This is a genomic window from Vibrio sp. 10N.222.54.E6 (genome assembly GCF_041473955.1).
GTDB classification, from domain to species: Bacteria; Pseudomonadota; Gammaproteobacteria; order Enterobacterales; family Vibrionaceae; genus Vibrio; species Vibrio tasmaniensis_A.
Genome location: NZ_JBFRTD010000041.1, coordinates 61,590 through 87,907 on the forward strand (window position 1 = coordinate 61,590; position 26,318 = coordinate 87,907).

Below are 26,318 nucleotides of genomic sequence, written 5' to 3' on the forward strand. Positions count from 1 at the left end.
AATAGATTGTTTTAACGCGTTGTGTGCAGGTTTTCTGTAATACCTAACCCATTACGCAACGCGAACTGAAGGAGGTCATTGTGGTTGTTCAAATCGAGCAACCCAAGCATTCTGTACTTATGCGATTCTATAGTTCGAGAGCTTAGATGGAGCTGTTCCGCACACTCTTTTGCACTTAAGCCTTGAGCAATAAGTGCCAACACTTTGGTCTGCTTCTTGGTGAGTAAGAGTAATTTGTCACTGTCATCTTCTAGCCGATTCTCATTTTGCTTTAATGTTCTGGCTAGTGTTGAGTGCTGCCAATAACAGAGCCAAAGCTCACAGACTAATTTTAAGCGCTGGATGTCTTCGAGATCGAAAGTGGTATCGTTGTCGTGAAAGTTAGTAAAAGACAGTGCTCCCCAGCGTTGGTTAAAGAGTTGCAAAGGAATGATGCAGTGCCATCGCCCCCCTTCTTTGTATAACTGCTTTAATACGTAATTCTGAGTGTTCTCGAGGTCGTCTTTCGAAAACGCGAGATAAGTTTTTTTGGTCTTTAGCAGCTTTAAATAATCAAGATAGTTGCCACCAATGAGATTCTGTTTATTGACCGGGGGTATGTTCGCTTTCGATACTGAACAAGTCTTTCCGTCTTCCAGTAAGACCATTGAGTTAGGGTAGAGTGTTAAACGATCCATCCCAAACCAATCGAGTACGTCAAAGCTCGCTTCTGACCAAGTAGCTTGAAAATACTTAGGATCGCTATTGATGAGAGTCGTTGATTGCTTCATCAACAATTGTTCAAAATTTAGGTTAGTAGCCGACATACCTTTCCTCTATCAATATATTCATCAGGTTAATATCCCGAAGACTATGCGTTCGTAAAGCACAGTGCAAGATAAGATGTTTACATTTTCGAGAGGTTCTAATTTTCGTTTTTTTATAACTCTTTAATCTAAATGTTAGGATGATAAGCGGTAGATCTACTGCATTAATTGAACGGTGTTTTTTAATAAAATCGGGCATTTATACAACCGAGTAAACACTGTGATAAGTTTAAGGGCGTTACTGAGTATTTCAGTCTCGATACTGACTTTTTTTCATCCTACTGCAAGCGCGAACGCATCCCCAATGTTTGTCTATGCGCAGTCACCTATTCATTCAAATGTGCTTTCAACACAACTTCGTTCTGCTCAGCCCAAAAGGGTGGGGACTATTGAGTTCAAGTCCTCTTATACCCAAGCCAGTATATGGGCACACACCGACGCTTATGGTCTTGATTATTACCAAAATCAATCGAATATTGCAGTTCAATGGCAGGCATCTTCTGTATGGAAGGTGGAGTTGGATTATCGAGTGGTAACAGCCAAAGATAATGGACTTGATAGTTTTGTGATGGGCTTTCATGACTTATTTAATATCGGCCAAAATGGTCGGGATGAAGTTCCTCAAGATCAGTTCACTATGGATTTTAATAACTCGGGGGTTCATATTTCTGATTTTGAAGGCGATCAACTGACTAATGCTGTCACGTTATACAATGAATTATTGTTGTATTCCGACGGCCCCTCTTTTATTTCTGCTGGTGGCTCTCTGTTTTACAATAATGTTCGAGAAGGGCAGTTTGAGCGAAATAGTTTTGAGCAAGGTGTTCAGCTGAATTACAGCTATTTATCAGTGCGTCACAACGTGTTTGTTACTCTTGGTTTAGTTCACCGCAAAGGTGATGACTATTCTGTGCTCTTAGAAAACTACAGTTCGAGTTGGGCTGTAGGCTATGAATTACGATTCGATGCTCATCATAGCTTGGTCATTGAATCGTTAAATTATCAAGGGTGGGCAACGGATGAACCAGATTTCTCAGAGCCGTCTAATGAAGTGGTGCTCGGTTATAGGTACCGATTCAATAGGTTTAGTTTAGAAGCCTTGATGACAGAGAATATTCGCAATATGGATAACAGCACCGATATCGGCTTTACTCTGGGATTACGTTTCTCAATATAAACGACACATTAATATATTCTTATTTCATGAAATTCACCGAAGCTATAAAATTTCAGTAAATTTACGGTATATCAATAACCTGTTTTTTTGAACAATAGCGCTACTCCAAAAGGCCGGACTAACAAGGCCGAATCAATATATAGGTAGTGGTTATTATGAAAAAGACATTAGTAGCACTTGCGATTGCAAGCATTTCAAGTTCAGCTTTCGCGGTAAATACAAGCAGCCAAAACAGCCAAAATGAAGACATGTTCGCATTTGATTCAATGCATAAAGATCAATTCTCAGTATCTGGTGCTATGGGTGTTGGCGGTTACTACGACACTGGTTCTAAAGCATTCTACGATGACTGGGCTACAGGCCTAACACTTGCAGTAAACTACCGTAACAACCGTATTGTTGGTTACTTCGAAACAGACTTGATGGTGAACTACACAACAGACAATAACGTTTCAGCGAATGATTCAGTTAACTACAAGTGGACAAATGGCATCGATACTGGCCCTGCTGCTGATGTAGACAAAGCTTGGCTTGGTTTTGACACTGGTTTCGGTATCGCTTCATTCGGTTGGGAAAATGATACAGCACTAGATAAAGTTGACGGTGCTGGTGATAACACTTACGAGTTTGGCGCTTCTGCTGGTGATGCTTCTGACGGCTTCAATGTTGTTAAGTTCGAGGGTGCAACAAGCGGTATCGCTTACGGTATCTCTTACTTCGAAACGAAAGATTCTCGTAACAATGATAAGTTCGACAAAGGTGTGAACGGCTACATCGGTCTAGAGCAAGAAGTATTCAACCTATACGCAGGTTACGAAAACCGTGATTACGAAGCTAATTACGAAGTTTACACGGTAACTGGTAACGTAAAAATTGGTGACCTAACACTAGGTATGAACTCTTGGATTGATGACGCAGATTCTGAGAAAGACACGGGTTACTACGTTTCAGGTGGTTACGCGGTTTCTGAAGACCTAACAATTGCAGCTGGTTACGCCTCTAACAGCAATGAACTTGATGGCCAAGCGGACGTAGATGCTTCTTACATCAACATCGCGGCAATGTACCGTATTGCAGACAACGCTGACATGGGTATTGATATCAAACAAGATATTGATGGTGCACGCATGGGTTCAACTAGCGCACAGTACGACGAAGAAACACACGTATTCGCAGCAGCTTACTACTACTTCTAAGCTCTTAATAGCTTAATAGCTTTGAGAGCTTAAGAACTTTAAATCTGATTGCTATGGTGTGTCGCATGCCCGGTCGTTACACCATGTTCTCTTCGTTTTGCCGTTTAAGTATCCAACCGATATGTGGTTTGACACTCAGTGTTATGAGTGGAATGATAATCTGGAGAATGTAATGGTTAAGAGCATTACTGCCAAGGGTGTTATTTACGGAAATGACACTCTGTTTACATGTAAACCGAATCGAAATGGATTATTTGAATTGGCGCGTAAACATGGAAGAGTTGCAGGTACTCGCCCGCAAGATCTCAAGAACAAGGTTTATGCTGAATCTCTTGATGAAGCTTGGAATTTACTCAAAACAGAAAAGTTTTATATTGTTTTGACAGGGCAGATATGTGGTATTCATAGGAAATCACTAAGAAGCCTTGATTCTGTCGACATTATTTTTGATGTTCAATCTCGTTTAAATTGTGTCACTGTGTAGGGTCAATGCTGTAAATAAAAAGGACGATTAAATATCGTCCTTTTTTTCGTTTGAGTTTTTTGGTTCAACCTTGGTTACAGATGCTCAGCACCCGCTATCGGCCGTATTGCCCAACGATAAAGTGTTCAAACTCATCACACATCTGATGGTTTGACTTATCATTACTCGCCAACTCGGTTGTCCCATCAACGATTGATATCTTCGCATTCAAATCAGCGACGGGTGCTCGTTCTCTTGTCGACAGCTGTTTGATTTTTTGATCTTCAATAGCCCAAGCTTCTTCTGGCGATAAGTTGCATTCGTCAGCGAGGTACTTGGCATTAAAACCTTCCCCAGTCAGGCTTTCGATTGTCCCATTATGATTCACACTATTGCCTTGGTGCCAATAGTGCTTAGCTAACAAAGGGCCGATCTCTGGGTTATCCGTTAAGTAGCCAAACTTATCGGTGAAATAAGCACGTGTTTGATACACCGCCATATGAGCTAATAAGTAGCCCTGGTAAGCGCATGAGGCTTCATCCGACAATAGATGTGGAATCGCCATCAATGGGCGAGGGCTACAAGCCAATCCAAGAATCGTTTTCTCACTGCTACGAGCAAGAGCAGTGATCTTTTCAGGTGTCAGATCTTCATCCGCCAATTCGTAAAGTGCTCGTTCGAAATAGGGAACAACAAGAATGCTTCGTTCTTGGTAGGCTCTGAACGGTTGTTTGTTATCTATGATGGCTTTGATTAGCTCATCAGGTACTGCTTGGCCTTCTGAATCCAGGGCATATTGTTTTAGCCAATCGGCGTCATTCAATAAGCTGTCACAGAACATGGATTGAGTTTCGGCATAAGCCATCGATGTTGGTGCAAATTCTTGAGAGAAACAAGGCGCATTCATTTTAACATTAGCGAAATGTGCAGCGTGGCCGCCCTCGTGAAACAGCGTATTGATACCATCATAACCGCTGCCGATTTGGTCGGGCTTGGCGTTGCTCGTGAAGTTGACCTGTGCAGCTACCCAAGTATCTTGATCGTAGAAAGAAGGAACTGGCCCATGACAGAAACCGTTTGGATACTTTCCTTTACGATCAAGCAAATCTAATTTCAATGTTGCTTGTGAGTATTCGATATTAAGACGACCAAAAGACTCAACCCAACGCCTTAGTGACTTTGAAAATGGAACATAAGGGTCTAAGTCATTCATGACGTCACCTGAAAAAGAGTAGGTGAAATTATGGGCTTCTAGAGCGCTCTGACCTTTTTTCTGAGTTAAGCTCTCTAGGCTTTGTTGATGGTTATCTCGCGTGCGAACTTCAAAGTCATCCAGAATTGTAAACAGTTGCTCAGTTGTCATCTGCTCGGTTTTAACGACGGAATAGTCAAAAAAGGTTTTGAAACCCAGCGATTGAGCAAACTGGTTGCGTTTTTTGATGAGTTCAATGAAGCCGTTAGCCAGCAGCCACTGCTCTAAACCTAGTAGTGTTTGGTGAGCTGAAAGCCTAACTTTTTCATTACTATTGGTTCTTATTGTTGAACCTAGAACCGGTAACGACCCTTCAGTGTCGTCGCCCGCTTCATTCACGTAAGTCATTACATGATTCTGTTTTTTCTCAAACAGTTCAGCCTCAAACTTTATGAGTTCGGCTTTAAGCTTCTGTGACTGCTCAGACTCAATAGCGTGAGATCTAAAGGTCGCTAACCAACCATTCAAGCCTGTTAGCGTGCTCTCTTTTTCTTGAGGGTCTTGAATTTCTTCGATAGTAGCTAGCTGCGTTTCGATAGTAGCTAGCTGCGTTTCGATAGCAGCAATTTGCTCGGCAGAGCTAAGAAATTCAGTCCATTGGGTCTGCGCGAGTGTCGAGCCATCATGGTCGTCACTGATCCCCATATAAGTATCCCAAAAGAAGTCTTCTTTCGCTTTATGAGTCGCAAGATACTTTTGGTTCAATTGGTTGAGATAGTTCGTTGCAGTCATGGACGTTCCTTGTAAATTATTCATTAATTTCAACATTATGACACATTCATGGGGTGTATTGTGTGACGACAGATATAACAGAGTGCAACTCTTCTTAGTATCAAGTTTGTTAATCTTATCGTTGAGCAATATTTTTAGTTTTATAGATGTAAATCGAGCAGTTGTTTGTTGATTGGTCACGTATAATGCACGCTCCATACCGCGTGAAATAAGCACAAATAATGAGAACTCTTCCTAGCTTCATCCTATCTTTTTTATTGGCTCTGAGTACCTTTTCATTTTCTGCGCAAGCGAGTGAAAGCTGGTGGTTACGGACGGTATTCAATAGCAACCCAACTCAACCGAGTTCTCAAAACTATATTAACGATATCGATCTTATGGATTGTGGCGAAGTTGAAGGCACTCTGTTGTGCAGTGACTTAACCCAATATTACGATTTGGATGTTTATGTTGAACTGGAGTTGGGTGACTCAAGCGTCGAAGTGGTTCGCCTTAATCTGCCATATTCGAACCTAAGTTACACAAAGCTTCAGGCATATCTTCGTCAAGATGGCTTTGCTCTCAGTTCAATTCGCATTGGAGAGGATGATTTTGATGTCGTCGCTCAACTCGAACAAGCGAAACGTGAGGGAGTTGGTTACGACAAGGTAGATAAACAACTCGTAGAATTCATCAACTCACCACATCATTCCTCTGAGCAAATGAGTGTATGGAATGTGCCTAGCTCTTCCTCATCCTCTTCTCGTTCTTCAGCCCCTTGGATTCAGTTACATAGTGATGGTGACAACTTAACGGTTGAACTAAATCGCTTTTAATTGCTCAAATTTATAGATGGTTTCGTCATTCATCAGAGTAAACAAGCCTTTCAGGAGAACGGCTCACGGGCAGACAGCAAGTTATAATTCATTTAAGTGTTCGTTTTTCTGTGGCTCTCACATTTTTAGTAAGCGTTTACCTTTGCCATTTGTTATACGTTGAGCCTTCGGTAAAACGAGCTTAGGATACGTTCAGTATTGATAAAGGAGACAACCCATGGTTGCAAAAGTAACGGTAGCGCCACAAGGCCCAGAACTTTCTGAGCTGGTGCAAGGATACTGGCGTACAGCTGAGTGGGGTATGACCCCGCAACAACGTCTGACTTTCCTAAAGCAGCACATTGATCTTGGCATCACAACGGTTGATCACGCGGACATTTACGGTAACTACCAATGTGAAAAGTTGTTTGGTGAAGCATTAGCGCTTGAGCCGAGCCTTCGAGATGATATTCAAATCGTCACCAAGTGCGACATCAACTTGTGTGGTGACCACACTCCAGATCGCAAGATCAATCACTATGACACCAGCGCGCACCATATTTACCAATCAGTAAATAACTCTCTAGAGCGTTTGGGTGTAACCGAACTTGATGTATTACTGATTCATCGCCCTGACGTATTGATGGACGCGGATGAAGTAGCAGAAGCGTTCGCTGAACTACATAAGGTAGGTAAAGTTAAGCACTTCGGTGTCTCTAACTTTTCACCGCGTCAGTTCGACTTACTGCAATCACGGCTAGGTAAGCCACTGGTGACGAACCAAGTTGAAATCAACCCATTGAACTTCGAAGTGGCTCATGATGGCACGCTAGATCAACTGCAGATGAACCGTATTCGTCCAATGGCGTGGTCTTGTCTCGGTGGTGGTAGCATCTTTAGTGGCGATTCAGCACAAGCGATTCGTGTTCGTGATGAACTAGAAGCCATTCGCCAAGAAGTGGGTGCAGATAGTATTGACCAAGTAATTTACGCTTGGGTTCGTCGATTACCGTCTAATCCGATTACTATTATTGGTTCAGGTAAGATTGAGCGAGTGAAAACGGCCGTTGATTCACTGAAAATCGAACTGACGCGCGAGCAATGGTATCGCGTTTGGGTTGCCTCAAAAGGTCACGGTGTGCCATAAGAAGTAATTCGAAAATGACGATAAGCCAGCCAACAAAGCTGGCTTTTTTGTGTTCGCCTAACCTATTTCTTCAAAACTGTGATTAAGGTGGAATAATTTTCAAAAACACTCATAATGCACTCTGTTTTTCACCAGTTGGATATTTCCATTGAGCACTTCAAAATTCTCTTCAATCGCCCTTAAGCCAGAGCTTCTAAATACGTTAGATTCTCTTGGTTATACTGAAATGACGCCTATTCAAGCGTTAAGTCTTCCTACTATTCTGGATGGCAAGGATGTTATCGGTCAGGGTAAAACGGGTTCAGGTAAAACAGCTGCTTTTGGTTTAGGCGTGCTGCAAAACCTACGCGTTAAGCGTTTCCGTGTTCAGTCTTTAGTGTTATGTCCGACTCGTGAGCTTGCAGACCAAGTAGCAAAAGAGATCCGTACTCTTGCTCGTGGTATTCACAATATTAAAGTGCTGACACTATGTGGCGGTATGCCAATGGGCCCACAAATTGGTTCATTAGAGCATGGCGCACACATTCTTGTGGGCACTCCTGGTCGTATCCTGGACCACCTAGAGAGAGACCGTATTGACCTGTCTGAGTTGAACACACTTGTGTTAGATGAAGCCGACCGCATGCTGGAAATGGGTTTCCAAGATGCACTAGATGCTGTTATTGAAGCAGCACCAAAAGATCGTCAAACGTTATTGTTCAGTGCAACTTTCCCTAAACAGATTAAATCTGTTGCAGACCGCATCATGAATAACCCTGAAATGGTGAAGGTTGAATCAACACACGATCACTCAAGCATCCAGCAACACTTTTATAAGGTTGAAGGTACTGAAGCTCGTGATGACGCACTAGAGCTAATGCTTCTTCATCATCAACCAGAGTCAGCGGTTGTGTTCTGTAATACTAAGAAAGAAGTACAGAACGTAAACGACGAGCTAAGCCACCGTGGCTTCAGTGTTATTGAGCTTCATGGCGACATGGAACAGCGTGAACGTGACCAAGCTTTGGTTCAGTTCTCAAATAAAACCATCTCTATCTTGGTTGCAACAGATGTTGCTGCTCGTGGTCTTGATGTTGATAACCTAGATGCTGTGTTCAACTTTGAGTTGTCTCGCGATCCTGAAGTTCACGTACACCGCATCGGTCGTACTGGTCGTGCAGGAAGTAAAGGTGTTGCAATTAGCTTCTTTAGTGAAAAAGAGATGCACCGTGTTGCTCAAATTGATGAGTACATGGATATGCCAATCGAACCGTCTCAGTTGCCAGCTAAACCAATTGCTAAGCCGTACTACTCAAACATGGTAACTATCCAGATTGATGGTGGTAAGAAAGCGAAACTTCGCGCAGGTGATATCCTTGGTGCGTTGACAGGCCAAGGCGGTATTGATGGTAAATCAGTAGGTAAGATCAACTTGTTCGCGATGCGCGCTTACGTTGCTGTAGAAAGATCAATGGCTAAGAAAGCATTAGGCAAAATCGAATCAGGTAAGATGAAGGGTCGTCAATTCCGCGCCCGAATTCTGAAATAATTCGAGATTGAATCCCTTTGCTGCGATATGTCTAATTAACGAGATTGCTACTTAATGACATTGCAGTAAAGGGTGTTCCACAAAATGCCACTCAAGTTTACTCTCTTAGGTTTATCGACCTAGTTCTCTATACCAAAGCATTATTCATCGGGTCTTATCGAATAAAGATCGTTGATATGTTTTCCCTCGCTAAGATACCAAGTCATCGCTTCCTTTCGATTGTGAACCAATATCGTTATTGTGGTTATTGAACCATCGTCAAAATAACAAAGCTCATATTCTAAATCGCTTGGATGATCAGGAATAGCGGCCATAGCTCCCCTCCCAAATATCAATCATTTGAAATACGCCAACCCAACTCATTTATAGGGCTCGTATTGCGTCAAATGAGTAATAAAAATCAAGTTACATCACTGCCATTAATTATTTTTAGTTTAATCATTTGCCGAAATAGTTAGATTAGCAAGTCTGAGTCTCAATTTATCCGAAAGTTTTTACGAGAACCCGATTTTGTAGCTAATGTTATAAGATCGTCTTGAGGTTCGTTGTTGAGTAAAATGTTGTGAGAGGGTGTAATGAGAAAGTGTCGCTGGTTAGTCTTATTAAGCTGTTTTCTATTCTTTGGCTGCGGGACTAAATTTGCCTATAACAATATAAGCTGGTTTGTCGTTAGCTATATTGAAGACTTTGTAACTCTTTCCAATAGTCAGGAATCAGAGCTCGAAGAGCGCCTCGATTCATTACAGCAATGGCATAAAGAAACTCAACTGCCGTTATATGTTTCGCAATTAAAAGTGATCCAAAACACAGATCGTTCTGATATGAATTCTGCTTTTATCACTGAACAAAGTGACCAAATTAGAGACCATATTCGCTCAATCGTTAGTAAGTTCTCTCCCGATATTTACGCTTTAAGCATGCAGTTTAACCCTAAACAAGATAAGGAATTCTTAAAGAATTTTAGGGAAAAGCAGCAAGAATATTACGAAGAAAGATTATCATTGAATGATGAAGATTCGAGAGAACGTTATCGAAGTCGAATTGAAGATCGGTTAGAGCGATGGCTAGGATCGGTATCGAAAGAGCAAAAGCAGATTATTTCAACTTGGTCTCAAGAATGGGTAAATACCAACGATAACTGGCGCCAATATCAAAATAATACCTACCAAGATTTATCGACACTGATAGAAAAGAAAAGTGACTTAGATATAGCTCAGCCGATTATTATGAACCTGCTTCTGAACAATGAAGCTTATTATCCTGAAGGACTTGAGCCTGAGCTTGATAAGAACATGCAGACATCAGCCAATTTTTTAGTCGATATCGTAGAAAGCAGCACTAATAAGCAGTGGGCTTATTTCATGAGTGAATTAGCAAGCCTTAAAGGAACATTTGAATCACTGCAGGAGTAGAGTCTTCTTTCGTTCTAAAGGCTAGTAGTTATCCATGCGACTAGCCTGTCAATCAAACTTGAAGGGGAGAGAGTTTAGATATTTAATTTCTGTTGCTCATCAGCAGCTTTGGAATAGAGCCTTTAGCGGTCTTAGATATTTTCTGCATCAGTTGAAAACTCGGCTGTTGAATGCCGTGGTCACTTTGAAGCTCATCAATCATCAATAACCACAACCGTGCTGTCATTTCTGAATCGGCTAACGCTCTGTGGAAAGTACCGTCGTTGTCGATATTCTTAAAGCGCACAAGGTCGCCTAGCTTATGAGTCGGCGCATCTTGGATTAGGCGGCGAGCAATCAACATTGAGCAAGCGAACTTGCCTGTGTAGTCTCGGCCAATAAAGTCTAATTCCGCATCGAGAAAGCGCTTATCAAACGACGCATTGTGAGCAACAAGTTGGCTGCCTTGGATAAAGTCTGCAAACTCATCCATCACTTCGCTACAATTGGCCGCTTTGCTTAACATGCGGTTACTGATCCCGGTATAGCTTTCAATGAACCCGCTAACACGAAACCCTGGGTTCATGAGTTGCTGAAAGGTGTCGACGACTTCGCCGTTAACTAATTTAACCGCACCGATTTCAATCGCTCGGTCACCCATGTTTGGTGATAAGCCTGTGGTTTCGAAATCGAGAACGATAACGGAGTCTGCGGAGTTTGGAGCCATCGTGTTTCCTAATTACTATTGGGTGGTATCGCTTTATGTGAGGCGTTTGGTGCTGCTATCAGTGAAGCTATTATGTGTTACTGCTGATAGTGAGCTCAGTGTAACCCGTCGAATCGTCATGCTCTCTGTTGAAGGTCAAAGTATCGTAGCGGTGAACAATCAATTCAGCGGTGGTTGCGATGATCGTTCCCTCCAACAGATGACCGCCAATCACGTCACCATTTTCATCAGCAACGGATATATGAATATGCTGGTGGTTCGAGGTTAGCGTTGCCATCACAGATACGATTTCGAATGGAGCTTTGATTAGCTTGGTGTTGTTTGCATTAGCCAGACGAATATTGAGTTGAGAAACACATCCGACACATGACGCGACAGAGCCCGCTGAGATATTGTGCGCTGTCACTAGCTTTTGGAGTTCAAGCTTTAGATCTTGGCCTCTAGTTAATCTCGTTGCGATAGGAGTGATCATCTTATTGCCTCAACTTTATATGTATTTCAAAGAACAAAACGAAGCCACATAGGGCTTCGTTTTATTTTCATTTTGGCTAACGCGACTTTCGCATTGTCTAAACCTGAAATTACTCAGGTTGCTGTAGGTCTCTTTTCTTTTTAGGCACGAAGTTCAATACAGATATTGGCACTTCTTTGCGTGGTTCAAAACCTTCAACAACACGACGTTCAATCAAGTGACCAAGACGTTTTTCGATAATGCACAGGTTCTTGAAGTTGTCTTTCGATAGGAAAGAGATCGCTTCACCAGATGCATCAGCACGGCCAGTACGACCAATACGGTGAACATAATCATCTGCTGGGAATGGGATGTCGTAGTTTACTACGCGGCTTAGATTATCGATATCGATACCACGAGCAGCAACACCTGTCGCAACTAGATACTTTAGACGACCTTTTTTGAAATCAGCCAGAATCTTTTCACGAATCGCTTGGCTACGTCCACTGTGGAAAGCTTCAGCTTCGATACCACGCTTTTCAAGTTGGGCAACTAGCTTAGCCGCGCCGTGCTTAGTCTCGATAAAGATAAGCGCTTGGTCCCATTCACCGTCATTGATCATGTGGCTTAAAAGTGCAGACTTACGGTCTTTATCTACGGTTACCAACCATTGTTCAATGTTCGCTTTAGAAGCGTCAGTTTTGGCAATTGAGATCTCTTCCGCTTCGCTGATAGCACTTTTCGCTAGCGCACGCACTGGCGTTGAAAGCGTTGCTGAGAACAGTAGATTTTGGATGTCTTGTGGTAAACGCGCAATGATCTTGTTGATGTCTTCAATGAAACCCATGTCTAACATGCGGTCGGCTTCATCAAGAACCAGTACTTCAACTTCATCAAAATGAACGGCACGTTGTCCGTACATATCGATCAAACGACCTGGAGTTGCCACAAGAATATCGACACCTTCGATCAAGCGGTCTTTCTGGTGTTGGTAAGATACGCCACCGTACATCGCTAGTGATGTTAGGTTTAGGAACTTCGCGTACTTAGTAATGTTCTGCTCAACCTGAATCGCAAGCTCGCGAGTTGGTGTCAGAATAACAGCACGAATACGTTTTTTACGTTGTGTTTCACCTTTACTTAGCATTTCTAAGATAGGGAGAACAAAGCTCGCAGTTTTACCTGTACCTGTTTGTGCAGCAGCAATTAGGTTCTTACCAGAAAGCACAATCGGAATTGCTTTTTCTTGAATAGAGGTTGGCTTTTCATAGCCTTGTTTTGCAACGGCTTTAACAATAGGTGAGCTTAATCCAAGCTTGGAAAATGGCATAAGTTTCTCGGTATGATTTGGCTAAATAGCGATGGAAAGGTTCAACAATCTTATACAAGGATAAGATTAATGGCGGCATTCTACCATGTTGCTTGTGTACTGCTAGGGCATGTTGATCTTTCGAGCTAATTTTTGCAGCGAGTTGCTGGGGATTTATACAAGGCAGAGGCTTTGATGTGTAGCTAGCCTACATGAGAAGCCGATAACGTAGTAGAAATGACCAGCAAACGCTGCCCGAAGGGTTCGGCTAAAAGCGTTTTACTCTTTGTTGAGGGAGATTTGCTTAGAGTGACTAGGCAACTTCTCCCTCGCCGCGATTAAAACGCTTTTATCTCGAACAAAATTTAACCACGAAAGGTCAACACGCCCTAGCAACATACACACTTTAGTTGGATAATACTGGCTCAATAAGACGACGATAAGACAGGGATGTATGGAAATTACGCCGAATGAACGCGATGCAGTATATAAAACGATTTTTTCTCGCCGAGATGTTCGTGGTCAGTTTCTTCCTGATGAGATCCCAGAAGACGTTTTGATGCGTGTGCTAACCGCAGCGCACCATGCTCCCAGTGTTGGATTTATGCAGCCTTGGGACTTTGTCGTTGTCCGTGATATCGAAACCAAACAACAAATCAAAGCCGGTTTTAATCAGGCTCATGCAGAATCCGCGGAAATGTTCACCGATGAAAAACAAGCGATGTATAAGCGCCTAAAGCTTGAAGGTATTGTTGAATCGCCTATCGGTATCTGTGTGACTTGCGATCGCAACCGAACCGGAAAGGTCGTGTTAGGTAGAACCATCAAACAAGAGATGGATCTGTACAGCACCGTGTGTGCGGTTCAAAACTTATGGCTGGCAGCTAGAGCCGAAAACCTAGGCTTAGGGTGGGTGAGTATCATGCACGACTCAACACTACGAGACGCATTAGATATACCAGAAAACATCGATATTGTGGCGTACCTGTGCATTGGTTACGTTGACCACTATCAAAGATAAGCCAGAACTTGAAACCATGGGTTGGTTACCAAGAAGAGACGTGAATTCAGCGATTCATGAAGGTAAGTGGAGCCCTAGTAAAACGGAGTGATTAAAGGCTTTTTTATCTAATTTATTGATATTTAAAGCCAAAACTTGTTATAGATATTTCAGTGTAAAGTTGAATTTATAAATTCATACTGATATTAATGACATTTGACATACAGCTTTAGTCTGGAATTCAATGAACGACGCTAACTTACGTAGACTTCAACAACTTATTGCAAAGTATGAAATAGGTGAAGAGTATCATCTAACGATCGATGATCTCGAACACTCGCTATCGACTTCTCGCAGAAACACTTCGATCATTCTTAAATGCTTATCGGAATATCGCTGGATTTGTTGGATTCCGTCTAAAGGGAGAGGGAAGCTTAGCCAATTTAGAATTTTGGTCAGCTTTCCCGAAGCATTAGAACAAGTGTTAGCGCTTCAGTTAGAACAGGGGGGCTTTAATGTTATTCCCCGTCTTCTAGAAAGCTATGGTGATGCGGCAATAAAGGCACTGACGCTAGCGACTGAAAAACATAGTCTGTTCAATCAACAACATGACCATTTACTGATCACTCAATATCCGTGGGTCGATAACCTTGAGCCAGCCAAAACATACCGAACTGGTGAACATCACATCTTAAGAAGCCTCTACAATACGCTACTCGTCCAAGATCATGATGGAAATCCCCAAGCGAGCCTCGCGCACCATTGGAAGATGGAAGGGCGCTTTCTGCATTTTTGGTTGAGACCGAATGTGTTATTCCATGACGGTGAAACTTTAACGGCCAAAGATGTTGCTCAATGTTTGTTGCAGCTAAAAAATATTGAAGGTCCGGTACAGTCTTTATTTGATCAGGTCAGTGATGTTCAAGTGGTGGGTGATAAACAACTGACTATTGAGCTGACATACGCAAACCCAATGTTTCTCCATGCTTTGACTAGTCCACACGCGTCTATTTATCGTCGTAAGCGTACCTATTTTTCGAGTGGCCGCAGTGCCTATATCGGAACAGGACCTTTCTCATTGGATGATTGGAGCGAAGAGCGCTTGGTTCTTAAACGTCACCGAGGTTACTTTGCTCAAAATGCCTTGTTAGAACAAATAACGCTTACCGACATAGAAGGTTTAAATGACCACACTCTGAGTTTTAATCAATCTGGCGTCGCTGAAGAAACCACCATCAATGCACTTTCGTATCTTGCGGTTAATCGTAGAGAAAAATCAGGTATAACCCCTGAAGAACTCGACAGGCTGGTATCGTTTATTAAGTCCAGTAGTAAAGAGTTCGATGCTGATATGGTGGCCGATGACTTGTCTTTCTCGCTTAGCGAACTAGCGTCCAGTAATCCAATTCCTAATTTGACGGGCACTGTTGTCCTAACACGACCTAGAATGACGATTCCTTTACTTCAAGAGATGGCTGATTGGCTACAACAAACTATTGTAAAGACAGGTGTTGCTATTGAAGTTGTTGAGCTTCCCAACATCAGTGACCCTAGCTCCATGAGTGAGTCGGCAGACTTGTTATTCATTGAAGAAGTTATCGAACAGCCAGCCGATTATGGCCTTTACGATTGGCTACTTGCTTCATCTGGGCTTAGATTCATTTTCAACAGTTCTGAGATGAAGGCGCATTGCGAGAGAGTTAGAGCCGCTGTGAGTGGCGAGAACCTAATGAGCGACTTGAAAGAGATTGAAGATTCGTTTTATCAACAGAAGTTACTTTGTCCGTTATTTCACGGTAAAGAGAAGGTTTTTAATAGTGTTGAGGTTCATGGCGTAGAGGTTAACCAAACCGGTTATAGTGATTTTTATAAGCTTTGGATAACTTCGAGCGAGAAGTAGTTAGTCCATTTTTACTCCATTTACCCATTTTTTAGTTTCTGTTCAAAATGAAAACATGCACGAATCGGCTAGCACTCTTTCATGTTTCTTTTGAATACCAATCGTTATTATGGCTGGTCATGACTATCACAGTCATTCTCGGTCATCCCCCCAATGGCAACCCTACTTATTAATGTATTTTATTAGGATCTCATCGAATGAAACTTAAGCTTATTTCTATCGCACTTATAGCTGGTGGTCTTGCTGCTTGTGGCGGGGGGGGAGGCGGTGGTAGCAGCAGTACAAGTGCTCCCGCTCCTCAAACAAAAACCTTACAAGGTGTTGCCATTGACGGGTATATTTCCGGTGCAACCGCGTTTCTAGACATCAATTATAATGGTGTATTGGATGAGGGAGAGCCAAGTAGTATCACGGACGATGAAGGCAGTTATCAATTGTCTTTAACTGGTTCTAACTCTGACTGTATGGACTATGCCCCAATTGTAGTGAATGTTCCGGTTGGTGCTATTGATGCGGATAGCCCTAACTCGCCGATTACTGAACCTTATCAATTGGTCTTCCCACCAGTAATGACAGTGAGTTCTGACCAAGAAATTAAATCTACTACGCCACTTACTACCGTTTTATGGAATCAGATCCAAGCCGACCTATATAAAGGTGGTTTAAACAGTTGTTCCGCTTTGAAGCAAGCTGTAAACACTCAAAATAGCATTATCCAAAATGTTAAGGAACATGATTTCCGAATTGCGAATCGATATAACATTGCAGTGAAAGACTTGTATGGCGACTTCGTCAAAGCCCAAAACACTGAGCTTTATGAATTAGCGCAGAAAATGATGCCAGCCATTAAAAAGTCGTATCAAGAGACTAAAGATATTCAAAAAGAAAACCCCAAAGCTCAGCAAGCCTATGTTGATTATTATTGGGAGCATTGGGACTATTCTAAAAAGAACGAAATTAATAAGTGGTATAAAGTTAAAACAGTGATGACCGCTGACAAGCTGATTGTTATTGAACATGAAGTGTCAGCTGATCTACAAACAGAACTAGAATTAAATAAGCACATTGAGCGTAATAGCCAGAAGAAAAATGGTTTGGAATATGACAAGGAAGCTTGGTTTTCATTGAGCAGTGATGGAACGCAGCACTCGTGTTCAGTTCAGGAAACAATTAAACAACAGGTGCAACCCAATTCACTAACCACCTTTGGTGTAAAGAATAGTGGTTGGTCTCAACAGCCTGATTGGGAAAGCTGTTCCACTCAAAGTGTGGGTAATGGATTTAGCCAAACTTTAACGTCAGATGTTGTTGGTGATTATAAAGACCAGTTTACTCAAACTCAGGTGAAGTACCATTATGGTTCAAATGCTCCTTACCCTGAGTGGGTCAATTTAGGTGATACTTTATCTAATATCTCACGAAGCGACTTTGATGTATTAAACTATCTATCAGTTGATTTCAATGAGAACACTGCACACGGTTCAGATAGTTGGACTCGTCATAAATATGCGCACATTGAAAATACACCTTTTGATTATACTCAGACGATAACGTCTAAAGATTCTCAAGGTAACTGGACTAGAGGTTATTATTACCAGAATGGGACAAGTCTGTTTGAGTGTTCAAATGATGGTGTGAACTGGTCAAAAAACACTTGTAAGTAAAGCCCGTCGATACCGAGTAAATCTAGATAATCCGTATGCAATAAAAAATCCAGTGTCTACAAGACACTGGATTTTTAGTTTTGGTTAATCGCAATTTAGCTTTGCTTTATCGAAAGTGCCTAAGCGATCTCAATTTTCTCAGCTTGGTTTTGTTCAGCCATTGATATCGCTAGCGCTTCCGCAGCCTTAATACCATCGATACCAGCAGATAGGATACCACCAGCGTAGCCTGCGCCTTCACCAGCCGGGAAGAAGCCCTTAAGGTTGATGCTTTGGAAGTCTTTGCCACGTTTGATGCAGACAGGAGAAGACGTACGCGTCTCAACACCCGTTAGCAGGCCGTCTGGCGTAGAGAAGCCTTTGATCTTCTTCTCGAACGCTGGGATTGCTTCACGAATTGCTTCGATAGCAAAATCAGGCAGTGCTTTTGAAATATCAGTTAGGTGGATACCTGGTGTGAATGATGGTTTTACTTCACCGATCTCACTTGGATCGCGACCTTTCAGGAAGTCACCGATTTTCTGTGCAGGGGCGTCGTAGTTCTCGCCACCTAGAACATAAGCGGCACTTTCTAATTCACGTTGTAAACGGATACCTGCTAGTGCATCACCTGGGTAATCTCGCTCTGGGTCGATACCCACAACGATGGCACTGTTTGCGTTGCGCTCTGCACGTGAGTATTGGCTCATGCCGTTGGTTACTACGCGGCCTTCTTCAGAAGTCGCGGCAACCACAGTACCACCCGGGCACATACAGAAGCTGTATACAGTGCGGCCATTCTTACAGTGGTGTACTAATTTGTAGTCCGCTGCACCTAAGATAGGATTACCTGCGTTTTTACCGAAGCGAGCTTCATCGATCATCGCTTGCTTATGTTCGATACGGAAACCAACAGAAAAAGGCTTAGCTTCCATGTAAACGCCACGTTCGTGCAGCATTTCAAACGTATCACGAGCACTATGGCCAACAGCCAGTACAACGTGGCGAGATTTGATCTCTTCACCGTTAGAAAGCGTCAAGCCAGTGATTTGACCGTCTTCCATGTGAACGTCATCAACGCGAGTGCTGAAGCGGATTTCGCCACCTAGCTCAATGATAGAAGCACGCATCTTCTCGATCATGGTAACCAGTTTAAAGGTACCGATGTGTGGCTTACTTACGTATAGAATTTCTTCTGGTGCGCCAGCAGCTACGAATTCTTCGATTACCTTACGGCCGTAGTGCTTTGGATCTTTAACTTGGCTGTAAAGCTTACCGTCAGAGAATGTACCTGCGCCGCCTTCACCAAACTGTACGTTTGATTCAGTGTTCAGAGTACGCTTACGCCAGAAACCAAAGGTGTCTTTCGTACGTTCACGAACTTCTTTGCCACGCTCAACGATGATTGGATTGAAACCCATTTGAGCAAGCACTAGGCCAGCGAATAAACCACAAGGGCCAAAACCGATAACGACAGGGCGCTCAGTTTGGTTCTCAACCGCTTTAGCCACGAATTTGTACTCCATGTCGGGAGTCACTTTTACGTGCGGGTCGCTAATGAATTGCTCTAACAACTCAGCTTCGTTTTCAACGAGAACATCAAGCGTGTAGATAAGTAAGATTTTTGATTTCTTACGAGCATCGTAGCCACGTTTAAAGATATTAAAAGAAAGTACCTGATCAGAATTAATGCCAAGCTTCGCTTCAATAGCAGCTTGAATGGCTGATTCTTCGTGGTCTAGAGGGAGTTTAATTTCGGTTAAACGTATCATTTCGATGTCTCGTCTTTATAGGTGTCTTAGCTAGACCGCTTCTAAACGCAGAGTTTGATGAAAACGCTGATGTTGAAAGAAGCGATAAGCTCACAATGGCGCGCATTTTACGAGAAATTGATTTATCTGTCATACTAATTTGGAAACATGGAGCAAATAGACACGATATTAGAGCCGTATGATGTTGAATTTTGCCTTGGGATGAGTATTATCCTCCATTCTTCAATTTTGACTAACTTATAGAGCAGAGCATCATGGCATTTGTCGTAGGCGATAACTGTATTCAATGTAAATACACAGACTGTGTGGCGGTATGCCCCGCAGATGCGTTCCATGAAGGCCCGAATTTCATGGTAATCAACCCAATCGAATGCATTGATTGTGGTTTATGTGTACCTGAATGCGATGCTCAAGCGATCTTCCAAGAAGATGATCTGCCAGAAGATCAAAAGATCTTTATTGAAGTGAATGCCGAGCTTGCCGAAATCTGGCCGGTACAAACTGAAGTCAAAGCACCGATGGATGAAGCTGAAAAGTGGAATGGTGTCGCTGATAAGTTGGCAATGCTAGAAAAGTAATTGTTGAAAAGAACTCAAATAAAAAGGCGTACTGATTTAATCAATACGCCTTTTTTAATATCTGAGCAGTGTCGACTGGCTCGTTAGCTTATGAAATTTAGCTATGCTGACGACGCATGTTGTCGAGAATAATACCTGTCGCCATTGCTACGTTCAGAGACTCTGCGCCACCGAATGCTGGAATCGTAATCTTGTCTGTCACGAATTTAGCGGCGTGTTCACGAATACCGTGAGACTCACTGCCCATCAGTAAAATACCGTTGGCAGTAAATTCCGTCTTATGAACACTTTCACCTTCTAAGAACGCTCCGTAAACAGGCAGGTTCGCTTGCTCTAAGTATTCAGGTAAGTCTGTTTGGCTTACGTGTACTCGGCCAAAGCTGCCCATGGTCGCGCTGATCGTTTTCGGGTTGTATGGGTCTGCACAATCGCTGCTCGCAACGATATGCTTAATGCCATACCAGTCTGCTACGCGAATAATCGTACCTAGGTTGCCCGGATCAGATACACCATCCAGTGCAATCATTAACCCAGTAGCTTTTGGTAATTCAAACGTTGGGATCTCAACAACAGCAATCGCCGCATTGTTACTCACCAAAGTACTCGCTTTGGTTAGGTCATCAAGCGAGGCTTCAACACAATCAAACTCAAACAGTGACGCGTGATTTTCAGATAAGAAATCAGCCGTAGCAAAGACGTTCTTTACGACTAAGTCACTATTGAACAGCTCAAGTACGTTTTTTTCACCTTGAACTAGAAACAGGCCGTGGGCTTTACGTTGTTTCTTTTGGCCCAAAGCACGAAGGAGTTTTAATTGGTTTTTTGAAATCATGTTTTTATCCTAGATATAAGCCCGCGCATTATAGAGCAAAGGTTGGATAACCAAAAGCGTGATAACTCAATGCGATCCACTAAAAAGCAAAAGCAACCCACTTAAAAAAGAAAAGCGCACTAAATAGCGCGCTCTTATCTGATTTAATCATCTAACATTAAGCTGAACTCAAGATTAGCTGACCTGTATGATTAATATGGGGCAGGGTAGCGCTTAAACACTGTGTTGATATCGGTAAGGATCTCTTCTGACAACGGTTTGCTGAACGCTGCTACGTTCTCTTTCAGTTGTTCCATAGTGGTTGCGCCAATAATAGTGGAGGTGACACCATCAACTTGATTACACCACGCTAATGCTAGTTGGCTCGGTGTAAACCCGTGAGCGTTCGCAACTTCGAAATATCCTTTTACGGCCTCATTGGCAGACTCAGTGTCGCGGAAAATACCTTTACGCTGCATGTACGTCCAACGGCTGCCTTCTGGTCTCGCACCATCAATGTATTTGCCACTCAGCATGCCCGCTGCTAACGGTGACCATGGTAGGTAGGCAACGTCTTCATGCACACAGTTTTCAATCAAATAAGGCCAGTCTTTCGCGTGCAGCAAGCTAAATTCATTCTGAATAGAGACCATTCGCGGTAAATCATGCTTCTCACTGAGCTTAAGGTAAGTGTTAATACCCCAAGTGGTGTCATCAGACAAACCAACATGACGGATTTTTCCGGCTTTAATGCAGCCCGCTAGTGCTTGGAGGATCTCTAGCATCTCCGCTTCATGCTGCTTTCGGTCGATATCACTGAATCGAATATGATTCGGGAAATGCTTGCCAAAGTGAGGCGTCGTTCGGTTTGGCCAATGCAGTTGGTAAAGGTCGATATAGTCCGTTTGTAAACGCGCTAGTGAAGCGTCAACCGCTGCAATTACAGCTTCCCCCGTGATTGGCCCGCCATCTCGAACCCAAGGCAATCCCGGACCTGCAATTTTGCTGGCGATGATGACTTCTTGGCGGCGCTGCGGATTGCGAGCTAACCAGTTACCTATGATTGCTTCCGTTTTACCGTAGGTGTCTGGAGACGGTGGTACTGCGTACATCTCTGCGGTATCGATAAAGTTAATACCTTGGCTTAGCGAGTATTCGATTTGTTGGTCAGCTTGTTGTTGCGTATTTTGCAGCCCCCAAGTCATGCTGCCAAGGCAGATTCGGGAAACGGGAATTTGACTACTTCCTAATTTTGAGTATTCCATTAAATTCGGGGTTCCTGTAGTGAGGCTCGTTAGTGCTCGCAGTGTGGATATTGAAAGAGGGCGAGTGAGGAATGAAAACGAATATAAATTATTAGCACAAAATGGCAACACAGGGTATGGCTTGGACAAGTTTAATGAATCATTTCTCATTGCAACAAATGAGTCTGCTTGATGATTGAGAAGCAACATACAAAAGACGCGATAGATAACAAGGTGTTAATAGATCAGGCGCCTGAATGAAGCTGCATTGGGATAGGAGAAAGATTCAGAGACAAAAGAGCTCTACATCAACGAGAAGTAGAGCTCTTTTTTAGGGGTTCTATAAACAAGTTCTGAGTATTGATTAAGTTACGAGGTCGCGTTGGTGTCAAAACCACCTTGAGATTGCGCCTGTCTTAGAGCTTCCTGCCTTTGAACTTCTTTCTCAGTTAATACTGGTTGAAGCGTTTCCTCAGAGGCTTGAGGAGAGAAAATGAAATATTTATTAATCGTCATAACTGTGTCTCCGTGTAACGTATGACAGATTCTGCATCAAGGATAAATTGTGATCATCATCTACTTTGTACTTTTTTTAGGCTGAGAGCGGAGGGCGTAGAATGCGTACAAAGCGATCGCTTATCATCCGTATGCAATGTTGAACTGACGAAACCCTCTGTTTTCAAGTATAGGAAGCGCATCTAATTTCGCACAACAATGATTTAGAGCAATTACATACATGGTCAGGGGCGTAAGATGAAAAGCCTCGCGACTGACTCTGCGTACGTATTTGTCTAAAAATACATCGCTTATCTATCTTAATAATTAGGTCAGTAAATCAATTACTTAATCCATGGTGAGATGAATTATGGAAAAGCTTGTAGAACGTTTCTTGAATTACGTTACTTTTGATACTAAATCCGATCCTTCTAATCAGCAATGCCCAAGTTCACCGGGTCAAATTACTTTTGCTGAAGCCTTAAAGTTAGAATTGGTTGCATTAGAGTTAGTTGATGTGTCTTTAGACGAAAATGGCTATTTGATGGCTAAACTGCCGTCGAATGTCGATTATCCAGTGCCTGCGATTGGCTTTGTGGCGCATATGGATACCGCTCCTGATGCTTCAGGAGCAAATGTGAAACCACAAGTGATTAAAGCTTACCAGGGTGGAACGATTGAATTAGGTGAAAGTGGCGAGAGTTTGAACCCAAGCCAATACCCAGACCTTGATTCTTTACATGGTCACGACCTTATTACGACTGACGGCACAACTCTGCTTGGTGCCGATAACAAAGCGGGCATCGCTGAGATCATCAGTGCGATTGCTTACCTGAAAGCGAATCCAGACATCAAACATGGCGACATCTGCATTTGTTTCACACCGGATGAAGAGATTGGCCGCGGTGCGAACCTGTTTGACGTTGAAAAATTTGGCGCCGAGTGGGCGTATACCATCGATGGTGGGCCAGTAGGGGAGTTGGAATTTGAGAACTTTAATGCCACGAGCGCTGATGTTATCTGTCATGGTGTGAACGTTCACCCAGGTACCGCCAAAGGTAAAATGGTGAACTCAATGAACATTGCAGCGCAATTCCAACTGATGATGCCTGCGCAAGAAACACCAGAGTGCACAGAAGGTTATGAAGGTTTTTACCACCTGAAGTCGGCTGAAATGGGGGTGGCTCGCTCTGAACTGGGATACATCATCCGTGATTTTGAACGTGAGGGTGTAGAAGCGCGTAAGGCATTCATGCAACAGAAAGTGGATGAGCTGAATGAGCGTCTTGAGAAAGGCCGTGTTGAGCTGGTGCTAACCGATAGCTACTTCAATATGAAAGAGATGGTTGAACCGCATCAACATATTATTGAATTAGCGAAGCAAGCGATGATTGAGTGCGATGTTGAGCCAATGATCAAGCCTATCCGAGGTGGTACAGACGGTGCTCGCTTATCTTTCATGGGGCTACCGTGTCCGAATATCTTTACTGGTGGCTACAACTTCCACGGTATTCACGAGTTCATTACCATTCAAGGTATGGAACAAGGGGTAGAAGTGATCGTGAAACTCTCTCAACGTACCGCTATTCACTATCAAAAATAGCCGCCTAAAACGCGATATCTCTTTGTATTTTTGAGAGTATTCATTAATACTCTCTTTAAGCATAAGGGAGTACGCGATGAAAAAGTTAGTTTTACTTTGCACCCACTTAGCCGTGGGTGCTTTTGGTTTTGGGCTTGGTGTCTACGCACTACCTATCTTGATTGAGCCTGATTCTCCTTCCTCAAGTTCTGTTGAAGCGATCAGTCAGCAGGCGATCTATACAGGTGAGTTCACCAAAGACCGACAAGACAGTGACTTTTTGCATTGGGGAGAGGGCATGGTCTCTGTCTCTGAAAGTGCGATAGCTTTTGAAGGTGAATTGGCGCCGGGGCCGGATTATAAGGTTTACCTATCACCTAAGTTTATTGAAACCGAACAGGCATTCAATGACAGCAAGAGTGAGTTACTGAGAGTCGGAGATGTAAAAACATTCGACCGATTTATGGTTAACCTCCCAGAAGGTACTGATCTTAATCGATTTAATACCGTTGTGATTTGGTGTGAAACTTTTGGCCAATTTATTACTTCTGCCAAGATAAAATGATAGCCTTACTAGGGCGTGTTGATCTTTCGAACAAAATTTAACCGCGAAAGGTCAACACGCCCTAATAGCTGATAAAAGCATGAAAAGGAGCGCTCTATTTTTGAGTGCTTTTTCATAATGCGTTTATTGGGTTGAGTCAGTCGCTGTAAAGCTCATCGTTATAGAGCTAATCGTTTTAATGCTCGTCGTTATAAAGCTTAATTGTTGTAATACAAAGGAATAAGTAATGGAAAAGATGTGGCAAGTAATAGATTTCTTACTCGCTAATAAGTTTATTTTTAGTGTGCTGATCATCTGCATTATATTAATAATCCGACGAATCACTTTGTCTCGAATCCGTGGTGATGTCGCTTTTCTTAGTGAAGACCAACGTAACTGGATGTCACGTACCAAAAATGGCACATTCGCGATTATTGTTGTGACGTTATTCGTGTTGTGGAAATCCGAAATCAGCGAATTTGCGCTGTCTGTTACCGCTATTGCGGTTGCGATAGTCGTGGCTTCAAAAGAGATCATCCTCTGTTTTACTGGCTCTATTCAGCGTGCGAGTTCTCGCTCATTTCGAATTGGTGATTGGATTGAAGTGGGCAAAATCAGCGGTGAGGTGATTGAGCACAACTTGATGGCGACTGTGATTCAAGAAATCGATTTGTATCATGGGCAATATCACTTCACTGGCAAGACTGCCACGCTGCCTAATAGCATGTTCTTCACTTATCCGGTAAAGAACCTCAACTTCATGAAGCGCTATGTTTATCATAACTTTTTTGTGACGGTGAAAGACTTTGTAAACCTATACCCTATGGTGCCGGGTCTTATCGTGAAAATTGAAGAGCATTGTGAAGAGTTTATCGATGTTGCCCGTCGTTACAATGGTGTGATTGAGAAGCACGCTGGGGTTGACCTTCCTGGCTCTGAACCGCACATTCATATCACGAGCAGCTCAACGGGTGAGCAAGAAGTCCACTTTATGATCTTCTGCCCGACAGAGAAAGCGATTCACCTTGAACAGGATATCCGTAAAGATTTCATGGAAGCTTACGCGTTGGCATTTCCCTCAAGTGACTAATACGATGCTGGAAGCTAACAAGTCCGAATAAAAAGAAAGCCGAGAGCGATAATATCGACTCTCGGCTTTTTTGTATTTGAGATCTAGACTTAGACCTGAGACCTAGCGTTAGAGATTAATCCAGGTCAGCGAGTGGCAACCAGTCTACTTCTACACCAGCTTGCTCAAACATATCTTGGCTTATCTTGATCTTATCTCCCCAACGAGAAAGGAAATCTTCACTTTGCTCTGGGCAATGTACCGCTGAAATTCCAGTTTGGATGATTTTTGCTGCACAGTTCGGACAAGGGAAGTGAGTGACCCAAACTTCACAACTGTCTAAATCACGTTTAGCAAACAAGATTGCATTTTCTTCAGCGTGAAGTGTCTTGAGGTATTTCATCTCGCGATCGTCAGTATCCGCACTATCAGACACGCCATGTGGGTAGCCATTAAAGCCAACTGAAACAATACGGTTGTGCTTAGTGATGACGGCGCCGACTTGAGTTGAAGGATCTTTACTCCAAGAACCGACCAATTCCGCCATTTGATAGAAACGTTTAGCCCATTTTGAAATCATGAGAATTCCTTAACAATTAAATGTGAATGCTTATCTGTCTGACAATACATGATGTTAGACAATATCCATAGAGAACAGAAGCTGAGAGGTTGATTTACTTAGAAATTGTAACGCGTTTGTAATTACT

The 26,318-nt window shown here is 42.8% G+C and carries 24 protein-coding genes and 1 pseudogene; 14 read left to right on the forward strand and 11 right to left on the reverse strand.

Annotated elements, in window-relative coordinates:
- Window positions 1-11: 11 nt before the first annotated feature.
- On the reverse strand, window positions 12-806 hold the full coding sequence (locus tag AB4513_RS21740) for a response regulator transcription factor (RefSeq protein WP_102258190.1): 795 nt from the start codon (window positions 804-806) through the stop codon (window positions 12-14).
- Between the two features lie 304 nt (window positions 807-1,110).
- Between AB4513_RS21740 and AB4513_RS21745 the strand changes: the two genes are divergently transcribed.
- From AB4513_RS21745 to AB4513_RS21755, 3 genes are all read left to right on the forward strand, one after another.
- Window positions 1,111-1,983 carry a DUF3187 family protein gene (locus AB4513_RS21745; protein WP_372069590.1) on the forward strand — a complete coding sequence of 291 codons (873 nt, stop codon included), beginning with the start codon at window positions 1,111-1,113 and terminating at the stop codon, window positions 1,981-1,983.
- A 155-nt stretch (window positions 1,984-2,138) separates the two neighbouring features.
- Entirely contained in the window at window positions 2,139-3,179 is a 1,041-nt protein-coding gene (locus tag AB4513_RS21750; RefSeq protein ID WP_102258189.1) for a porin, read from the forward strand.
- Between the two features lie 172 nt (window positions 3,180-3,351).
- Window positions 3,352-3,663, forward strand: a complete 312-nt coding sequence (locus tag AB4513_RS21755; protein ID WP_029222827.1) for a hypothetical protein — start codon at window positions 3,352-3,354, stop codon at window positions 3,661-3,663.
- Between the two features lie 94 nt (window positions 3,664-3,757).
- On the opposite strand, the gene AB4513_RS21760 is transcribed toward AB4513_RS21755, so the two are convergent.
- Window positions 3,758-5,626 (reverse strand): M3 family metallopeptidase, encoded by a 1,869-nt coding sequence (locus AB4513_RS21760; protein ID WP_102258188.1) that lies wholly within the window; start codon window positions 5,624-5,626, stop codon window positions 3,758-3,760.
- A 221-nt stretch (window positions 5,627-5,847) separates the two neighbouring features.
- Here AB4513_RS21760 and AB4513_RS21765 point away from each other — a divergent pair, with 221 nt between their 5' ends.
- The 3 genes from AB4513_RS21765 (at window position 5,848) to dbpA (ending at window position 9,095) form a co-directional block, all read left to right on the forward strand.
- A complete protein-coding gene (locus AB4513_RS21765; RefSeq protein ID WP_102258187.1) occupies window positions 5,848-6,441 on the forward strand; it encodes a hypothetical protein in 594 nt (197 codons plus the stop codon).
- Window positions 6,442-6,658: 217 nt separating this feature from the next.
- Window positions 6,659-7,567, forward strand: a complete 909-nt coding sequence (locus AB4513_RS21770; protein WP_102258186.1) for an aldo/keto reductase family oxidoreductase — start codon at window positions 6,659-6,661, stop codon at window positions 7,565-7,567.
- A 148-nt stretch (window positions 7,568-7,715) separates the two neighbouring features.
- On the forward strand, window positions 7,716-9,095 hold the full coding sequence (gene dbpA, locus AB4513_RS21775) for an ATP-dependent RNA helicase DbpA (protein WP_009844770.1): 1,380 nt from the start codon (window positions 7,716-7,718) through the stop codon (window positions 9,093-9,095).
- Between the two features lie 140 nt (window positions 9,096-9,235).
- Here dbpA and AB4513_RS21780 read toward each other — a convergent pair whose 3' ends face one another.
- Window positions 9,236-9,409 (reverse strand): hypothetical protein, encoded by a 174-nt coding sequence (locus tag AB4513_RS21780; protein WP_009844771.1) that lies wholly within the window; start codon window positions 9,407-9,409, stop codon window positions 9,236-9,238.
- Between the two features lie 261 nt (window positions 9,410-9,670).
- On the opposite strand from AB4513_RS21780, the gene AB4513_RS21785 reads away from it, so the two are divergent.
- Complete coding sequence (locus AB4513_RS21785) at window positions 9,671-10,507, forward strand: DUF6279 family lipoprotein (RefSeq protein ID WP_102258185.1); 837 nt, start codon at window positions 9,671-9,673, stop codon at window positions 10,505-10,507.
- 82 nt (window positions 10,508-10,589) lie between these two features.
- Here the strand turns inward: AB4513_RS21785 and AB4513_RS21790 are convergent, their stop codons facing one another.
- From AB4513_RS21790 to AB4513_RS21800, 3 genes are all read right to left on the reverse strand, one after another.
- Window positions 10,590-11,213 carry a PolC-type DNA polymerase III gene (locus tag AB4513_RS21790; RefSeq protein ID WP_102258184.1) on the reverse strand — a complete coding sequence of 208 codons (624 nt, stop codon included), beginning with the start codon at window positions 11,211-11,213 and terminating at the stop codon, window positions 10,590-10,592.
- A gap of 70 nt (window positions 11,214-11,283) precedes the next feature.
- A complete protein-coding gene (locus AB4513_RS21795) occupies window positions 11,284-11,685 on the reverse strand; it encodes a PPC domain-containing DNA-binding protein (protein WP_102258183.1) in 402 nt (133 codons plus the stop codon).
- A 109-nt stretch (window positions 11,686-11,794) separates the two neighbouring features.
- Entirely contained in the window at window positions 11,795-12,994 is a 1,200-nt protein-coding gene (locus AB4513_RS21800; protein ID WP_102258182.1) for a DEAD/DEAH box helicase, read from the reverse strand.
- A 433-nt stretch (window positions 12,995-13,427) separates the two neighbouring features.
- Between AB4513_RS21800 and bluB the strand changes: the two are divergent.
- The 3 genes and pseudogenes from bluB (at window position 13,428) to AB4513_RS21815 (ending at window position 17,537) form a co-directional block, all read left to right on the forward strand.
- Window positions 13,428-14,085 (forward strand): annotated as a pseudogene (bluB, locus tag AB4513_RS21805) (5,6-dimethylbenzimidazole synthase).
- Between the two features lie 132 nt (window positions 14,086-14,217).
- Window positions 14,218-15,873 (forward strand): ABC transporter substrate-binding protein, encoded by a 1,656-nt coding sequence (locus AB4513_RS21810; protein WP_102258181.1) that lies wholly within the window; start codon window positions 14,218-14,220, stop codon window positions 15,871-15,873.
- A 197-nt stretch (window positions 15,874-16,070) separates the two neighbouring features.
- On the forward strand, window positions 16,071-17,537 hold the full coding sequence (locus AB4513_RS21815; protein ID WP_017099784.1) for a hypothetical protein: 1,467 nt from the start codon (window positions 16,071-16,073) through the stop codon (window positions 17,535-17,537).
- A 119-nt stretch (window positions 17,538-17,656) separates the two neighbouring features.
- On the opposite strand, the gene AB4513_RS21820 is transcribed toward AB4513_RS21815, so the two are convergent.
- Window positions 17,657-19,288 carry an NAD(P)/FAD-dependent oxidoreductase gene (locus tag AB4513_RS21820; RefSeq protein ID WP_102258180.1) on the reverse strand — a complete coding sequence of 544 codons (1,632 nt, stop codon included), beginning with the start codon at window positions 19,286-19,288 and terminating at the stop codon, window positions 17,657-17,659.
- Between the two features lie 254 nt (window positions 19,289-19,542).
- On the opposite strand from AB4513_RS21820, the gene fdxA reads away from it, so the two are divergent.
- On the forward strand, window positions 19,543-19,866 hold the full coding sequence (gene fdxA / locus AB4513_RS21825) for a ferredoxin FdxA (RefSeq protein WP_009844780.1): 324 nt from the start codon (window positions 19,543-19,545) through the stop codon (window positions 19,864-19,866).
- 97 nt (window positions 19,867-19,963) lie between these two features.
- Here fdxA and AB4513_RS21830 read toward each other — a convergent pair whose 3' ends face one another.
- From AB4513_RS21830 to AB4513_RS21840, 3 genes are all read right to left on the reverse strand, one after another.
- Window positions 19,964-20,698, reverse strand: a complete 735-nt coding sequence (locus AB4513_RS21830; protein ID WP_009844781.1) for an RNA methyltransferase — start codon at window positions 20,696-20,698, stop codon at window positions 19,964-19,966.
- Window positions 20,699-20,889: 191 nt separating this feature from the next.
- A complete protein-coding gene (locus tag AB4513_RS21835; RefSeq protein ID WP_102258179.1) occupies window positions 20,890-21,942 on the reverse strand; it encodes an aldo/keto reductase in 1,053 nt (350 codons plus the stop codon).
- Between the two features lie 348 nt (window positions 21,943-22,290).
- Window positions 22,291-22,437, reverse strand: coding sequence for a hypothetical protein (locus AB4513_RS21840; protein WP_009844784.1), 147 nt, complete (start codon window positions 22,435-22,437; stop codon window positions 22,291-22,293).
- 349 nt (window positions 22,438-22,786) lie between these two features.
- Between AB4513_RS21840 and pepT the strand changes: the two genes are divergently transcribed.
- From pepT to AB4513_RS21855, 3 genes are all read left to right on the forward strand, one after another.
- Entirely contained in the window at window positions 22,787-24,019 is a 1,233-nt protein-coding gene (gene pepT, locus AB4513_RS21845) for a peptidase T (RefSeq protein ID WP_102258178.1), read from the forward strand.
- A gap of 76 nt (window positions 24,020-24,095) precedes the next feature.
- Window positions 24,096-24,563, forward strand: a complete 468-nt coding sequence (locus AB4513_RS21850; protein ID WP_017099789.1) for a DM13 domain-containing protein — start codon at window positions 24,096-24,098, stop codon at window positions 24,561-24,563.
- A 226-nt stretch (window positions 24,564-24,789) separates the two neighbouring features.
- A complete protein-coding gene (locus tag AB4513_RS21855) occupies window positions 24,790-25,632 on the forward strand; it encodes a mechanosensitive ion channel family protein (RefSeq protein WP_009844787.1) in 843 nt (280 codons plus the stop codon).
- Between the two features lie 115 nt (window positions 25,633-25,747).
- Here AB4513_RS21855 and AB4513_RS21860 read toward each other — a convergent pair whose 3' ends face one another.
- On the reverse strand, window positions 25,748-26,191 hold the full coding sequence (locus AB4513_RS21860) for a dCMP deaminase family protein (RefSeq protein WP_004731749.1): 444 nt from the start codon (window positions 26,189-26,191) through the stop codon (window positions 25,748-25,750).
- Window positions 26,192-26,318: the final 127 nt, after the last annotated feature.

Excerpts from the sequence above, each read along its gene's own strand:
- AB4513_RS21740 (WP_102258190.1), bottom strand. The coding sequence starts at position 806 with ATGTCGGCTACTAACCTAAATTTTGAACAATTGTTGATGAAGCAATCA.
- AB4513_RS21745 (WP_372069590.1), top strand. The coding sequence starts at position 1,111 with ATGTTTGTCTATGCGCAGTCACCTATTCATTCAAATGTGCTTTCAACA.
- AB4513_RS21750 (WP_102258189.1), top strand. The coding sequence starts at position 2,139 with ATGAAAAAGACATTAGTAGCACTTGCGATTGCAAGCATTTCAAGTTCA.
- AB4513_RS21755 (WP_029222827.1), top strand. The coding sequence starts at position 3,352 with ATGGTTAAGAGCATTACTGCCAAGGGTGTTATTTACGGAAATGACACT.
- AB4513_RS21760 (WP_102258188.1), bottom strand. The coding sequence starts at position 5,626 with ATGACTGCAACGAACTATCTCAACCAATTGAACCAAAAGTATCTTGCG.
- AB4513_RS21765 (WP_102258187.1), top strand. The coding sequence starts at position 5,848 with ATGAGAACTCTTCCTAGCTTCATCCTATCTTTTTTATTGGCTCTGAGT.
- AB4513_RS21770 (WP_102258186.1), top strand. The coding sequence starts at position 6,659 with ATGGTTGCAAAAGTAACGGTAGCGCCACAAGGCCCAGAACTTTCTGAG.
- AB4513_RS21780 (WP_009844771.1), bottom strand. The coding sequence starts at position 9,409 with ATGGCCGCTATTCCTGATCATCCAAGCGATTTAGAATATGAGCTTTGT.
- AB4513_RS21785 (WP_102258185.1), top strand. The coding sequence starts at position 9,671 with ATGAGAAAGTGTCGCTGGTTAGTCTTATTAAGCTGTTTTCTATTCTTT.
- AB4513_RS21790 (WP_102258184.1), bottom strand. The coding sequence starts at position 11,213 with ATGGCTCCAAACTCCGCAGACTCCGTTATCGTTCTCGATTTCGAAACC.
- AB4513_RS21795 (WP_102258183.1), bottom strand. The coding sequence starts at position 11,685 with ATGATCACTCCTATCGCAACGAGATTAACTAGAGGCCAAGATCTAAAG.
- AB4513_RS21800 (WP_102258182.1), bottom strand. The coding sequence starts at position 12,994 with ATGCCATTTTCCAAGCTTGGATTAAGCTCACCTATTGTTAAAGCCGTT.
- AB4513_RS21810 (WP_102258181.1), top strand. The coding sequence starts at position 14,218 with ATGAACGACGCTAACTTACGTAGACTTCAACAACTTATTGCAAAGTAT.
- AB4513_RS21815 (WP_017099784.1), top strand. The coding sequence starts at position 16,071 with ATGAAACTTAAGCTTATTTCTATCGCACTTATAGCTGGTGGTCTTGCT.
- AB4513_RS21820 (WP_102258180.1), bottom strand. The coding sequence starts at position 19,288 with ATGATACGTTTAACCGAAATTAAACTCCCTCTAGACCACGAAGAATCA.
- fdxA (WP_009844780.1), top strand. The coding sequence starts at position 19,543 with ATGGCATTTGTCGTAGGCGATAACTGTATTCAATGTAAATACACAGAC.
- AB4513_RS21830 (WP_009844781.1), bottom strand. The coding sequence starts at position 20,698 with ATGATTTCAAAAAACCAATTAAAACTCCTTCGTGCTTTGGGCCAAAAG.
- AB4513_RS21835 (WP_102258179.1), bottom strand. The coding sequence starts at position 21,942 with ATGGAATACTCAAAATTAGGAAGTAGTCAAATTCCCGTTTCCCGAATC.
- AB4513_RS21840 (WP_009844784.1), bottom strand. The coding sequence starts at position 22,437 with ATGACGATTAATAAATATTTCATTTTCTCTCCTCAAGCCTCTGAGGAA.
- pepT (WP_102258178.1), top strand. The coding sequence starts at position 22,787 with ATGGAAAAGCTTGTAGAACGTTTCTTGAATTACGTTACTTTTGATACT.
- AB4513_RS21850 (WP_017099789.1), top strand. The coding sequence starts at position 24,096 with ATGAAAAAGTTAGTTTTACTTTGCACCCACTTAGCCGTGGGTGCTTTT.
- AB4513_RS21855 (WP_009844787.1), top strand. The coding sequence starts at position 24,790 with ATGGAAAAGATGTGGCAAGTAATAGATTTCTTACTCGCTAATAAGTTT.
- AB4513_RS21860 (WP_004731749.1), bottom strand. The coding sequence starts at position 26,191 with ATGATTTCAAAATGGGCTAAACGTTTCTATCAAATGGCGGAATTGGTC.